The organism is Marinospirillum alkaliphilum DSM 21637 (assembly GCF_900119735.1).
Taxonomy (GTDB): Bacteria; Pseudomonadota; Gammaproteobacteria; order Pseudomonadales; family Halomonadaceae; genus Marinospirillum; species Marinospirillum alkaliphilum.
Window position 1 is genome coordinate 370099 of the sequence record NZ_FPJW01000002.1, and the last position, 14423, is coordinate 384521.

The following is a 14423-nucleotide window of genomic DNA, read 5'->3' on the forward strand; positions in this document are numbered from 1 at the left end:
CTTTTACTGGTGTAAAAAAGCATCAACGCAGGGAAGCTGCCGGCAATCCCTTGCCGAAAGATAGGCCCAGTTCAATGGGCTTGATGGTGTGTCAGGCTTTTTGTTTTTTCTTCTGGGCGGCCATCAGCAGATCACCCAAGGTGTTGCCTTTGATGGCAGTCTGCTGCTGGTTATGCCGTTGGGTTGAACGTGCCTGGCCGCCGCCTGCTGCTGTTTTGCTGCCAGCCTGATTGCTGCGCCCGCTGGCACTTTCACCAGGTTGGTCACTCATTCTGCAGGTCAGAGCAATGCGGCGGCGCTCCAGATCCACTTCCAGTACCTTGACCTTGACGATGTCGCCAGCCTTCACCACGTCGCGTGGATCCTTGACGAAGGTGTCGGACAGTGCAGAGATGTGTACCAGGCCATCCTGGTGCACGCCGATGTCCACAAAGGCACCGAAGTTGGCTACGTTGGTAACCACCCCTTCCAGTATCATGCCGGGTTTCAGGTCTTTGATGTCTTCCACGCCTTCCAGGAACTCTGCGGCCTTGAATTCAGGGCGGGGGTCGCGTCCGGGTTTGTCCAGTTCCTTCAGAATATCGGTGATGGTCGGCACACCAAAACGTTCATCCGTGAAATCAGCCGGTTTCAGGCTTTTCAGGAAGCTGCTGTCACCAATCAGGCTGGCGACATCACGTTGATGGGCCTGAGCAATACGCTCTACCAGCGGATAGGCTTCGGGGTGAACGGCTGAGGCATCCAGTGGGTTCTTGCCGTCGTTAATGCGCAGAAAACCGGCGCATTGTTCATAAGCCTTGGGCCCCAGGCGTTTGACATCCAGCAGCTGTTTGCGCTCGATGAAGGCACCGTGTTCATCACGCCAGGCAACAATGTTTTCTGCCAGGGTGGTGTTCAGGCCGGAGGTACGGGCCAGCAGAGGGGCTGACGCCGTGTTCAGATTCACCCCCACACCATTGACACAATCCTCAATCACGGCATCCAGTGAGCGGGCCAGTTGCATCTGGGAAACGTCATGCTGGTACTGACCAACACCAATGGATTTGGGTTCGATTTTCACTAGCTCAGCCAGCGGATCCTGCAAGCGACGGGCAATGGAGACAGCACCGCGAATGGTGACATCCAGGTCCGGGAATTCACGTGCAGCAAATTCAGACGCAGAATAAACCGAAGCGCCGGCTTCGTTGACCATCACCTTGCTGATTTTCAGGGTGTTGGGTGCGGTGCTGAACTTCTTGATCAGTTCACCGGCCAGCTTGTCGGTTTCCCGGCTGGCGGTGCCGTTACCGATGGCAATCAACTCCACTCGGTGTTTCTGGCACAGTGCAGCCAGTACCGCCAGCGATTCATCCCAGCGATGCTGGGGAGCATGGGGGTAGATGGTGGCATGGTCCACCACCTTGCCGGTGGCATCCACCACAGCAACCTTGCAACCGGTGCGGATGCCGGGATCCAGCCCCAGTGTTGACCGTGCTCCAGCCGGTGCTGCCAGTAACAGGTCCTTCAGGTTATGAGCAAACACCTGAATGGCTGCCTCTTCTGCCATTTCACGCAGGCGAGTCAGCAGCTCGGTTTCAAGGCGAGTGTAGAGCTTCACCTTCCAGGTCCAGCGTACCGTATCGGCCAGCCAGCGGTCTGCTGCACGCCCGGCATCCCGGATGCCAAACTGCTCAGCAATCACGGCTTCGGCCGGATGGGATTTCATCTCCTCTTCACCGGGCAGGCGAATGGTCAGCGTCAGGAAGCCTTCATTACGGCCCCGAAACATGGCCAGCGCACGATGTGACGGTGTGGATTTCAGGGGTTCATCATGCTCAAAATAATCACGGAACTTGGCACCGGTTTCTTCCTGACCGAGCATCACCCGGCTGCTCAGCAGGCCATCACTCCACAGTGAATCGCGCAGACGGCCGGACAGCTCGGCATCTTCAGAAAAACGCTCCATCAGGATCTGGCGGGCACCATCCAGCACGGCTTTTTCATCGGCAAAACCAGCTTCAGCATTGATGTAAGCGGTTGCTTCACTTTCCGGCTGCAATTGGGGATTCTGCAGCAGGGCATCAGCCAGCGGTTCAATGCCTGCTTCCCGGGCAATCTGAGCCTTGGTACGGCGTTTGGGTTTGTAAGGCAGATAAAGGTCTTCCAGTCGCTGCTTGGTATCTGCCTGCAGCAACTGGGCTTTCAGCTCATCTGTGAGTTTGCCCTGTTCTTCCACAGAGGCCAGTACCGCAGTGCGACGCTCCTCCAGTTCACGCAGGTAACGCAGGCGTTCATCCAGATGACGCAACTGAGTATCATCCAGACCACCGGTGACTTCCTTACGGTAACGGGAAATGAATGGCACCGTGGCCCCTTCATCCAGCAACTCAATGGTGGCAGCCACCTGAATTTCACGGACATTCAGTTCATCAGCAAGACGCCGGGCAATGGAAGGCAGCATGAGAATCCTTTTCAGAAATATTCAGATGAAAACAAGACCCGGATAGCGGGTGAAAACGGACTGGACTATAACAAAAAGCTGGATGGATGAACAGTTTTCTGGTGTTGAGAAAGATGCAGGTCAGCGGGAAAACTGGCTTTTGGCCTTGCCATAAGCATTGACTGCTTTGCGGTTATGCTGATTGTCAGCGCGGAGTTTGTGCAGGGTGTCACGCATTTCACTGGATGCTTGCTGCAGCTTCTCATTCAACTCATCCAGCTCCTGCAGACTGGCCAGTTGCTGTGCGACTTCCGACTCGGTCCAGGGTTGACTGAAGACTTGCCTGACCAGCTGCTCACGAATACTTGCCAGCTTTTCTGTTTTATCAGCATTTTCAGCATCCGCATCGGCCATCTTACTGATTTCTTCCAGCAGCAGGCGAGAAGCCTTCAGTGCCTGCTCCAGCGCATCCTGGCGGCTGAGCTGGTCGATGGGTTTGCTGCTCATGGCTTGGGCGCTTCCTGCTGGGCCTTGGCGGCCTGTTCTTTCTGGAACTGAGCCAGGTCTTCACGAAATTTACGAGCCTCGGGGGCGGCTTCTTCCCAGGCTTCCTTGATAGGCGTTAGCAGGTTGATCACTTCAACAACCAATGATGTATCGCTCGCAGCCTTTGCTTTGCCCAGTTGGCGGCCACAGTATTCATAGAGGTTGTCCAGATTGGCAGAAAACTCAGCATCGATGTCATGGCGCAGGGTGACACGCAGTTCGTTGATGCCAGCCTGCGCCTTGCTGAGCCATTTGTTCTTGGAAAGGTCGTCCTTGCGCTCAATGGCACGGATACCATCATTCATGTGAGCAATGATGGCGGTATAAAGCATCAGCGTCAGCTTGTGTGCATCTGCTTCCTGAACCTCGGTTTCCAGATGACGATTGTTGTTCACCTGGGAGGCCCAGGCGGCAGCCGACTTTTTCATCTGATAGGGCGTCATGCGACGAACCATTTTTTCTCTCCGATTTTCAGCTTGTTGATGTCTGATGCATGAGGGCAGGAATTAAATCAGTTGGCTGTAAGTTTAGGGTAAGCAGCCCGGAAAAAAAAGTGGCGCGGAATTCCGCGCCATCTTTTGTATCGAGCAAGGTATACAGGATTAAAGCAGTCCAAGAATAACCTGGCTGGACTGGTTGGCCTGCGATAAAGAGGCAATACCGGCCTGCTGCAATACTTGCTGTTTGGCAAGGTTGGATGTTTCAACTGCAAAGTCAGCATCCTGAATACGGCTACGCGCTGCGGTCAGGTTTTCTGCGTAGATATTATTGCCAGAAATGACGGCTTCAAAGCGGTTCATCACCGCACCGAAGGTTGCACGCATTTCTGAAATCTTGTCAATTGCATCCCGGGTTAGTGTTATTGCCTGCTGTGCCGCAGTTTGCGTGGAAATATCAATGGCACCGCCAGTCATGAAACCAGCGCTGATAATAGACTTAATGCCAGTTGAGCCTGCACCACTCAGTTCGTACAGACCACCAGACATAATTCCTGCATTGATGCGCGATGCTGATTGGTTAGTAAAACCTATCTGCAGGATTAGGTCTTTGGCGCCAGAGTTGAGTAGTGGCATGCCATTGAACTCAGTGGTTTCAATGATCCGCGCAATCTCCATGGTCAGCTGATCCACTTCTTTCTGGATACCGCCGCGTGCTGCAGAGTTATAGGTGCCGTTAGCTGACTGTATAGCCAGCTCATTGATTCTTTGGAGGTTGTTTCCGATTTGATCCAATGCACCTTCAGCAGTCTGGGCCATAGAAATGCCATCACTGGCATTGCGTGTAGCCATATTAAGGCCACGGATATCCTTGGTCTGTGATTGAGCCAGGTAAAGACCGGCAGCGTCATCCTTAGCTGAGTTGACGCGAAGGCCTGTGGACAAACGCTGGAAGGTTGTTGCTTGCTGGCTCTGGGTGGTGGCCAGATTGCGCGTAGCATTCATCGCCGCAATGTTGGTATTAAGTACTAAACCCATGTCTGACTCCTTTTCAGGTAACGTCTGTGGCAAAAACTTGCCTGTTAGTTCGGCAATTTATTGCCGTTTTGACACTTTGACTGGAGAACCAGCGTGCTTAAGCAAGATAAAGCAAGCTCTATGCCAGCTTTATTCCGAGCGCCGTTCCTCCAGCACCTTCTCAGCTTCGGCCTTAATTGCATCCCAGCCTTCTTTCACTGGCTTCATCAGGTTGATGACTTCCTGAACCATCGAGGCATCATTGGCCGCAGTGGCCTGTACCAAGCGGCGGCCCATGTAGTCATACAGGCTGTTCAGGGTAATGGCGACCTCCTTGCCCTTTTCAAAATCCAGTGAGGTGCGCAGTTCGGTAATGATTGCCTGAGCGCGGGTGGATGACTGGGTTTTACTGAGACCATCGCCAGTCTCAATGGCACCCTTGGTGGCAGCTAAACGACCTAGCAAAGCTTCCATGAGTATCTGGATCAGCCGATAGGGGCTGGCCTGTGCGACCTCCGCCTCACGGCTGGTGCCTTTGACGTACTGAGCCACACCGCGTAATTGTTTTTTATAAGTCATTTTTAAGCTCCCATGAGACTGCATAAAATGAAAAAGGTACCCCAATAAGGATACCTTTTTTCAATTAAAAATAAGGTTATTTGGATGGTCGTGTGTAACCCGGTAGGCTTGAAAGCTGTTGGCCAATCCACATGCCCGTTGAGTTCATACCGGAAATCAGCCCTTCAATAGCACTGAACTGGCGAACCAAACGTTCCTCAAGAAGTTCCAGCCGCATATTTGTTGAATCAATGCGTGCGTCAACTCGCTTGACTTCGTTGTTCAAGCCCTCTCGCCGTATTTCCAGCAACCCTTTTCTGAGCTGGCCATCTTGCACTGTGGTACTGGTGAGTCGCTGCGCCAAGTCTGCAAAACGAGCTGCATACCCATCTGGTTGGTTATCATCAATAAAGCTGGATGCACCAATGATATGTGCTACACGATCAAAGTCATTGGTCAGCATTTCAGTCAACCGGGATTGGTTAACACGTAGCGTACCGCGTTGAGAGTCAGGGTTTTCTGGATCGAAAGTTCTAGGGCTGAAAACCTCAATACCGATAATCGCCAAGAAGTTTTTCTGGGTATCCTGAGCAAAATCAGGGTCTGAAGGGTCGAGGGAGCTGGGTGTTGGAGTGTAAAGAATATTTCTTAGTTCACTTTCAACACTCCGCACGGTGCTGTCACCATACAGTGAACCTTTTTTTGCTTCATTCAAATGGATAATGACATCGTTGTACGCCTTCACAAACTTGTCGATGTTGTCTTTGATGGCCTTGTCATCACGCTTTACTTCCAGTGTGCTGGTTTTAATGGCTTCATTCATCGCACCCTGAGTGATGTTGATGGTTACACCAGAGATTACATTACTGAAAGTATTGGTTGAGCTGGATGCCTCAATGCCATCAATCTTGATACGGGCATCCAGGTTGGCATTTTCAAGTGCCAGTTGCGCAGCCTCAAGTGCTGCAATTTCGGCAGGTGTTGGATCTGGTGATGTCAGCGCTGCTTGAGCATCATCAACTGCTTGTTGTAAAGCCACGATATCAGGAGAAGAAAGGGTGGTATCTTTTGTTATAGGTGCTTCTGTATCAGAGTAATCAATGACATTATTAAAACTAAACGTAAATGCAGAACTATCAGCATCAGGATCTACACGAGTGATCTCCAGGCGCTCTTTTGTTGCATCTTCAGGATCAGCTACAACCGTGGCAGTAAAGCCATGATCTGATGCGCTAATTTCTGCTGCAAGGTCAGCGAGGGATTTTCCACTGGCAGTGAAAGACAGATCAAACGCGGTGCCATCATCGGCTGTACCCTTAAGGGAAATTGTACCCACGTCAAACTGTGCGCCTGTGGGAATATAACCACTGGACCGAGTCTGCTCGGTGATTTTGCCATCACCGTCAGTTACAGTATTGTTGAATGCAGACGAAGCTGAAAGGCGTGTGCCAGATCTAATGGATAGATCACTGAAGTCGCTGATAAAACGCCCTTCCTCACCCATTTGTCTGGCATTGAGTACCAAGCGTGCTTCACCATTGCCTACATTAACCAGATTTGCTGAGACCTTGTCTTTTAAATCGTTGTCGGCGTTGATTTCCTGGCGCAGCCGATCCAGCGTCCAACCATCACCAATTGTGATCGTTTTTCCCGCAATGGTTACTTCACCGCTTAAGAACTCCGTTGTGCTAACGGGCGCCATCACTTCGCGATAACTACGAGCCTCTGCCAACACCTGAATGTTGTAATTCCCTGCAGTGGCACCAGCAAGGTGGTCTGCTGTGGCAGTGAATAATTTTTCGTTAGCTGCCTTTGATGAGAGGATACTGAATTTATCAAGTCCACGCAGGTCCAGCATGGCAGTGCGGAGTGAGCTGAGGCGACTGGTCAGTTGGCCAATGGCACTGATCTGAGAGCGGAAAAAATTCTTGTCGTTTTCCAGCCTCTTCAAAGGTGTTGCTTCAGCTGCCAGTGTGGCTCTGATAATGTCATTAACAGGAAGGCCGGAGCCTACACCCATAAAGCTGATACCAGACATGTTTCAGTCCTCTTATGCCGTCGTCTCAGGAAACCTGAGTAGAGAAAAAGTGTGTGTCACCTTCAAGAAGTCGTGCTTTACGCGCTAAAACCTCTTCTGAAGGGTACTGGCGAATGATTTCATCCGTTTTGGTGTTCAAAACACGTACGACCAAATCATCAGTCTTTTCATGCAGTTCAAATTTTAGTGCACGATTATAGGAGTAAAGCGCACTGTTAATTTCGTCCAGCATGGCTTTGACTTCATTGGCTGTCAGAGTCACTAACTGGTCTGGTTCACTCTCATCTTGCTCATTGTGCGAGTCAGCAGGTGGCGCTTCAAGAGCATGACCCAGCTTAAACTGTGATGAAACACTGTTCTGTGCTGCAACAAGATTGTTATCAGCGGTCAATGTCTTGTCAGCGTTATCTACTGGTCTCGCAGTGATGGCTGACTGACTGTTTTTCTGTGCTCCATTGGTCGCAGTGGACACAGGGGAACGCTCCAAGGCAGTGGATACAGAAGACAAGGATGAAAATTCCGAGGCCATAAAGGATTACCTCTGAGAGTTCAATAACATTATTTCTTAGGATAGCTATCGGCAGAAAGAACAGCAACTTTAGCGGTAGACAAGACTTTAAATAAAAACGCCGGGCGATTGCCCGGCGTTTTGAGGGTTTCTGCAAGTAAAACTTACAGTAGACCCAGTACAACCTGAGAAGAGGCGTTAGCCTGACCCAGTGCAGCAACACCAGCCTGCTGCAGAACCTGCTGTTTAGCCAGGTTGGAAGTTTCAACTGCAAAGTCGGCATCCTGAATACGGCTGCGAGCAGCCTGCAGGTTTTCAGAGTAGATCTGGTTGCCAGAAATTACAGCTTCAAAGCGGTTCATTACCGCACCAAAAGTTGCACGCTCAGCTGATACACCATCAATTGCTGCACGAGTATTGGCAATTGCCTGCTGTGCAGCTGACTGGGTGCGGATATCAATGACTGCAGTGCCCAAGAGTCCGCCATCAACAATGGCATTCAGGGCAGATGCGGCACCGGAAATGGAGCCACCAGAGAGAGCCGCTGCCAGACCGCCAGAGAGGCCAGCGTCAACGCGATAGGCAGAGCCATTCTGGTTGCCAACCTGCATGGTAATTGCGATAGCTGAAGAATTTAAAAGTTTTTGACCATTAAATTCTGTAGTCTCAATAATTCGTGCAATTTCTTGAGTCAGCTGGTTTACTTCTTTTTGCAGACCTTCACGTGCAGCTGAATTGTAGGTTCCGTTAGCAGACTGGATTGCCAGCTCGTTGATACGCTGCAAGTTTGCAGTGATCTGGTCCAGAGCGCCTTCGGCAGTCTGGGCCATTGAAATGCCATCGCCGGCATTACGAGTTGCCATCGCAAGGCCGCGAATATCTTTGGTTTGGGACTGAGCCAAGTACAGACCTGCGGCATCATCTTTTGCAGAGTTTACACGCAGACCAGTTGAAAGGCGCTGAAAGGTTTGGGCTTGCTGAGCCTGAGTGTTAGCCAGATTGCGCGCACCGTTCAATGCGGATACGTTGGTGTTGATTACTAGTGCCATGGTGAGCTCCTTAACTAAGAGTTATGTCCGGGGACAATTTCTTTATCGACAAGGAAGAAAAAAGCTTTAGCAGGTTTTTTCAGAAATTTTCAGTAGTAGATAGCATCTGAAAGTAGACTGCTGCCTCATCAGGGTTGGACAGTAGATGGAAGCTGGTAAGCTCTGGTAATTCAGCCAAGGTGTCAGTGGATGTGACAAGCCAGCCGGTGATGTAATTTTGTACCACTTGCCACTTTTCAAAATCATCAAGGCTAGTGAGGATGACCCATTGCTGGATGGTTGTGTAGGATGAAATTTCTTCGATCAGCTCGGAATGACGCACTACATCACCCAAATAAATACAAATATCAGGTGAAAGCCTTGAAAGTTCGGTTGATGTAATTGCAGTTGCAGTTGCATTTGCGTAAAAGTGATGTTCCTGATGTTGAATGGATTCTTTTTTGCTTTCCTGCTGTAATGCCTTGATCAGGTGCGCAGAGGACTGAACCTGTGAATTGCTAACATCGAGATAACAAAAGAGTACTCGGGTTCTTAGATGATATGCTGAATGCCATTTTCCAGACAGAATAATATCTGGGTTTACACCTGATCCACGAAGCTCAAGATTATTATTAAACGCTGGATCCTGGGCCAAAAGGGCAAACCAACGACTCATAAAGCTACGTCTATCGTCTTTCTTTGCTGGTGCAAGGCTTTGAGTTAAAACAACGCTGCATAACGGAGTCCACAGCAGTTTGTGACCAGAGGTACAGGCTTTAAGTTGCAGGTCATTCATTGCAAGTAGACCTTCGAAAAGTGGATCGAAGCCACCCAGCTGCTGGTAGATACTACGTTTAACTGCAATGCATGCCGCGTGTAGTGCATTGAAATTCTGCTCGCACCAGGCTCTAGGTAACCCCGGGATTTCCTGCTCAAGAAAAAAATTACTGTAAAGGTCACCAATAAGGCCATTTTTGCCAAGAATTTGACCGGCACTGATTATTGCAGCATTGCTTGATACAAGTCTTGGTGCAACCATTGCAATATCAGATCGCTGCAGTTGATCAATCAGTGGTAGGTGCCAGTTTTTTTGCACCCAGCGCAAACGGTCGATAGCCAAAATAAAGAATTCAGATTGCGAAGCATCAATCATTTTTGACCATTGTTTGATGATTGATGTCTGGTCAGATAAGGGCACCTTGACCCACTTTATTTTCTCAGAGTAAATTTCGTGAGATATTAACCAGTCTTGTGCATCACTAACTTCAAAGGTTGAAGTTATATATATTGTTAGGTTTTTTGAGTTTTCTTGTTCAAGCAAAGAACTTAAGCAAGAACTTAGCTGGTCAGATAATCCAAAGTTTGCCAGCAGTATGTCTATAACAGGGTCAGCGCAAACCTGATTGTATTTAATATTATAAATTTGAGGATGCAATCCAGGCAGTACTTCTGCATCAGTAAAACCGCAGCGTTCAAGGTGATTTTTTCTTATAAGTGCACCCAAGGCCTCGTATGACTCACTGGAAACCATGTTGTCAGTGAAGCTAGAGCGCTGGACGAGAATATTTGGAATATGACCAATTGCAGGCAAGGTCATGCGTTCTGCTATGCGGAATATCAAATCTTCGGACTGCCGGTAGGCATAGGGACTTAAGCCCCCCATTGCTGTCCAGGCGTCCTTCCGAAAAGCAGTTGCCCGATTTATGTAGTCGGTAGATCTCAGTAGATCAATGTTGAAGTCTGGTTTAAAAATTGGATCGGTTCTAATGCTGGTTCCAAGGCGTGTTTGATCATCATCCAGATCTTCCATGGTAGGTATTATGAGTGCTTCATCGCCATAAATGGCAAGCCAATCAGTATTGATGTTCGAGTAGTCAGCAATGTTGAAGAGTGCTTGTGGGTGCAATTCATCACCCGGCCAAAGTATCATTACCCATTCAGCATCCACATCGTCAATAACTGTGTTGATCGCTTCAAATGGTTGTGCATGTTTTATCCACTGAATGTTATCAGCAGACAAGATATCATCAGGACAATCGTCAGGGCTGATAATGCTGATTCCATAATGTGGATAAATTTGCATCTCAAAGCTATCCAGCGTGTTGGCTAAAGCATCAAATAAACTTTTATCCGTGATGATAACAAGGTGGAAGCGAGGGTGTGCTCTCCATTGATTGTAGCGTTCACCCATCAACTGCCCAGAGAATTCGTCTGGCCTTGTTCTGTTACTCCAAATTTGGAATGTGTCAACTTGTTGGAAGCGCTGATCTGAGCCGGTAGAACTTATTTGATCATAAAAGTTTTGGTTGTGAATAACTCTATCTGAAGAATCTTTAAATCCACAGATATCAAGAATTAAAGAAGCCGTTTTTTGAGTTGCTTCGAGTGATTGCGTTGCAGAGACATAATATTCATTTTCAAAAGCCTTGTCAGCCATTTGGTCACGGTAATTGTTATCGACTATAAGTCTTTCAAGGGTGCTTTTAAGTGTTCTTTCATCACACTGGATTACCCCGTCATCAGCAGAAAAACATAGCTGACCAAGAAAAACCTGCCTTGTCACTAGCTCGATGGTCGCCTTACCCATTGCCATACTCTCAACAGCAATGCTTGATCCTGGAGAAATGGTAATATCAGATATAAGGACTACTTTTTCTGGTCTGTCAAAGACGTATGAAAATCCATCGGTTATTCCAAGTTTTCTTGCTTTATGCAAAACCTCTTCTTCAGTAAAATGCGTACCAGAAGGGCGGTCTTTTATTATGAAAAATAATGGTCTTACAGCTTTTTTCTTGATTTCAGCAGCTGCACTTAAGAAGCTGTCCAACGTTTTTGAGTGAACTTGTGGGTCTGAGGTAGCATTTTCAGTGACTGAGTAAGTGGTGAAAAATGTTATAACAAGTGCATCACTGGGAATTTCAAGATCATTCCTAAGTTGGTTTAGGCTTTGTAGGTCAATATCCCTATAAGTATCCCAATTTACCATTCCGGTAACATGACGATGTCCAGAACCTGTGTTGAGATCATCCAAGGTTTCATTGCAGCGACTTGATGTCAGTGTTAGGTGATCACTCTCGAAGTGACGAATTCTTCCGAGATTTCTGGCTATATAAGGACTGTGGCAAGAATGTAGGCATGGTATGTTTCTGGATTTTGCCCAACTTAGCAGAGTGGCTTCGTGAATCATATATTCTTGATTTACTATAAGCGCTTTAATATCTAGCTCTTCATTTAGCTTGTCTAATCCGCTATAAATTGCTATTATTTTTTCTGTTCTTTTTTTTGCTGCTTCTAAAATTGTTTTTGTTACTGCTTTGTTTTTTTCTATGCCGATAATCTTGTCTATTTCATCGGATTTTATTTCGATGTTATTGTTATAGTGTTTCGCCAGTTCCTTTATTTCTTTTGATGTCAGGGATTTTTCTTCAATGATGTGGGATTTTGTCTTGTGTTTCCTGGTTATTGAAATTGCGGTTTGATAAAATAATTTTGGTGTTATAATATCCATTGGTTGCTCATTAAAAACTGCATCCAATAGAATGGCTTGTCGGTCAAGCAGTGTTGATATAATGGCTGGATTCTTCATTGTTTAACCTTAGCGCAAGCGTTTTTTTGTTTGGTTGCTAATGATCGATAGTGCTGTAAAAATTTCTGATTTCACGGATGAGAAAATGGGGGTCCCATTGTATGAAACTAATTCAGGATTGATCCCATCCAGCCAGTGATCAGTTATTCTTCCTTTTTCGGCATCAAGCTCGCTGTCGTGTATCCATTCATATAGAATTTGTTGTTGTTTTTCACTTAAAGATGTAAAGATCCACTTTTGGCGATTAATGTCAGCTATTTGAACTAATCTTAGAATAAAAAAGGCGGGATAGAGGTTTTCAAAGTGCTCCTCTAAAAGTCCGCTGATATTTGGTAGGTTTTTATCCTTTATTTCTGAGTGATATGTTGGTGCAATATATTCAAGCCAGTCTTTCATGAATAATTTGAACGACTCATCTACTTCAAGCCAAGTCATCAGCCGCTTCCATGCATTGGGTCCACAAAATGTTTTGTTGCCAACCATTTGTGCAAATTCATCCGAAGCATAGTTGGGAATTGTCATGCTGTTTCCTTTTTGATTTGTTTTTGTTTCAGCAGTGTCTGGCAAAATAAAAAATCCAGTTCAGTGTCTATGTCCACTGAATTTTCCTGATTCATGATCAGGGCATAGCTTTCAGGCATAAAAAATCCTTTATGCTGCATTAATAATGGCGTTTTAGCCAGATAAAATGCACCGTTTAAACGGTAATGGACTGGCATATCCTGGCTTCGCAGCCCAAGAGTTTCTTTCTTGATGAAGTTATCCATCTTGCATTCTTCATCCAGTGTATTGCACCACTGAACTGGATGATCAACTGGGCAAACACTGATGATGCTGTTGGCATTTTTTTCTTCCATTAATGCCAGTCCTTTGTTTATATCTTCAGTGCTTCTTAGTGGTGAAGTTGGTTGGAGTAACAGTGTTTGCTCTGGGTAAACGTGCTGGTCATCCAGATGCTCCAGTGCATGTTGTAGCACGGAGTAGGTGCTGGCAGTATCAGTAGCCAGTTCTGTTGGCCGTAACAGTGTCATACACCCCAATTGATCCGCTAGCTTCAGCAGGTTTGGGTCATCACTGGTGACCAGGACACGATCAATTTTTTCAGAGGCTAATGCAGCGTCTAATGTCCACTGAACCAAGGGCTTACCCTGGAGTGGCAGAAGGTTCTTGCCAGGTAATCGCTTGCTGCCAGCTCTTGCAGGAACAATAGCCAGTGTTTTCAATGTGAAGTCAGCCATTAAACAACTCGCTGACATCGGTTTGTGCTTGATTGAAGTCGTCCATGCGACCAATATCCAACCAGTAATCTTTCAGCGAATAGATGTTAACACCACGGTCGGCTTGTATTTCCTGTTGTAAAAGATCAGGCATATCCAGGTGGGTGTCCGGTGGCACGCTTTTGACCAGCTCTGGTGATAAAAGATAAATTCCTGCATTCACATTAAAGGTCTGTACAGGTTTTTCCCTGATGCCTGTCGCTCGATTTTCTTGAGACTCGATCACTCCATATGGGATCTGATACTCATATTCTCTGACACAAACTGTTGCGCTGCCGCCCAGCTCTTCATGGAAGGCGAGTAATGCCAGGTAGTTCTGTGTTGTAAGCAAATCACCGTTCATCATGATCAGTGGCAGTGTGATTTCATGGTGTGGCAGTAAACCTAGCGCACCGGCTGTTCCCAGAGGGACTTCTTCGTGGATGTAAGTGATTGTGACACCCCACCGGCTACCATCACCAAAATGCTCCCGGATTTTTTCCGGCATATAGTGGGTAGAGATGTAAAAACGATGAAAACCAGAGCTAACAAAGCTCTCCAGAATCAGCTCAAGAATCGGTTTGTCACCGACTTTAAGCAGGGGTTTCGGGCAGGTTTTAGTCAAAGGATGCAAGCGTTTACCAAAACCACCGGCCATTAGAAACACGGGGTTATCCTGCCGGGGTTTTTGAAGTAGTCCATGAAGGGTTTCCAGCCCTGTTACGCGTTGATCAGCATCTACAACTGGCAGCTGCAACAGTTGCTGCTGTTCCATAAAGGACAGTAAACGCGCTTTACTCCAGTCAGCAGTAGCCATCTTAGGCTGCCTGTTCATTATTTGAACAATGGGCGTGGTTAAATCCAGTCGTTTGAGCAGCGCTCTGCGTACATCCCCATCTGTGACTGTGCCTAAGAGCTTTTTGTCTTCGTCGGTTACGAGAAGAATCTGCTGAGCGGATAAATCCAGCTTCTCAATAGCTACTTCGAGTGATGCCGTGGGTTGAACAAGGGTGTCTTGCCAGTTTTTCAT

12 protein-coding genes are annotated in these 14423 nt (G+C 47.5%); all 12 read right to left on the bottom strand.

The genetic code is table 11. The features are described 5' to 3' along the window. Nucleotides 1–91: 91 nt before the first annotated feature. The 12 genes from BT114_RS04970 to BT114_RS05025 all read right to left on the bottom strand — a co-directional run bounded on the left by BT114_RS04970 (nucleotide 92) and on the right by BT114_RS05025 (nucleotide 14423). Nucleotides 92–2440 (bottom strand): Tex family protein, encoded by a 2349-nt coding sequence (locus tag BT114_RS04970; protein ID WP_072325215.1) that lies wholly within the window; start codon nucleotides 2438–2440, stop codon nucleotides 92–94. Between the two features lie 120 nt (nucleotides 2441–2560). After that, nucleotides 2561–2926, bottom strand: a complete 366-nt coding sequence (fliT, locus tag BT114_RS04975; protein WP_072325216.1) for a flagellar protein FliT — start codon at nucleotides 2924–2926, stop codon at nucleotides 2561–2563. Then, entirely contained in the window at nucleotides 2923–3420 is a 498-nt protein-coding gene (fliS, locus tag BT114_RS04980; protein ID WP_084661922.1) for a flagellar export chaperone FliS, read from the bottom strand. Before fliS (BT114_RS04980) ends, fliT begins: the two co-directional genes overlap by 4 nt. Nucleotides 3421–3567: 147 nt before the next feature. Beyond that, nucleotides 3568–4440: a flagellin N-terminal helical domain-containing protein gene (locus BT114_RS04985; protein WP_072325217.1), complete on the bottom strand. Its 873-nt coding sequence runs from the start codon at nucleotides 4438–4440 to the stop codon at nucleotides 3568–3570. A gap of 129 nt (nucleotides 4441–4569) precedes the next feature. Further along, nucleotides 4570–4998 (bottom strand): flagellar export chaperone FliS, encoded by a 429-nt coding sequence (fliS, locus tag BT114_RS04990; RefSeq protein WP_072325218.1) that lies wholly within the window; start codon nucleotides 4996–4998, stop codon nucleotides 4570–4572. Nucleotides 4999–5074: 76 nt separating this feature from the next. Continuing rightward, nucleotides 5075–7015 (bottom strand): flagellar filament capping protein FliD, encoded by a 1941-nt coding sequence (gene fliD, locus BT114_RS04995; RefSeq protein ID WP_072325219.1) that lies wholly within the window; start codon nucleotides 7013–7015, stop codon nucleotides 5075–5077. 25 nt (nucleotides 7016–7040) lie between these two features. Then, entirely contained in the window at nucleotides 7041–7487 is a 447-nt protein-coding gene (locus BT114_RS05000; RefSeq protein ID WP_177247045.1) for a flagellar protein FlaG, read from the bottom strand. Between the two features lie 200 nt (nucleotides 7488–7687). Next, nucleotides 7688–8572, bottom strand: coding sequence for a flagellin N-terminal helical domain-containing protein (locus tag BT114_RS05005; protein ID WP_072325221.1), 885 nt, complete (start codon nucleotides 8570–8572; stop codon nucleotides 7688–7690). 79 nt (nucleotides 8573–8651) lie between these two features. Beyond that, complete coding sequence (locus BT114_RS05010; RefSeq protein ID WP_072325222.1) at nucleotides 8652–12137, bottom strand: hypothetical protein; 3486 nt, start codon at nucleotides 12135–12137, stop codon at nucleotides 8652–8654. Nucleotides 12138–12146: 9 nt separating this feature from the next. Continuing rightward, the gene (locus BT114_RS05015) at nucleotides 12147–12659 is read right to left on the bottom strand and encodes a hypothetical protein (RefSeq protein WP_072325223.1); all 513 of its coding nucleotides are present in this window, start codon (nucleotides 12657–12659) and stop codon (nucleotides 12147–12149) included. After that, nucleotides 12656–13375: an acylneuraminate cytidylyltransferase family protein gene (locus BT114_RS05020; RefSeq protein WP_072325224.1), complete on the bottom strand. Its 720-nt coding sequence runs from the start codon at nucleotides 13373–13375 to the stop codon at nucleotides 12656–12658. Before BT114_RS05020 ends, BT114_RS05015 begins: the two co-directional genes overlap by 4 nt. After that, nucleotides 13368–14423, bottom strand: a complete 1056-nt coding sequence (locus BT114_RS05025) for a nucleotidyltransferase family protein (protein ID WP_072325225.1) — start codon at nucleotides 14421–14423, stop codon at nucleotides 13368–13370. Before BT114_RS05025 ends, BT114_RS05020 begins: the two co-directional genes overlap by 8 nt.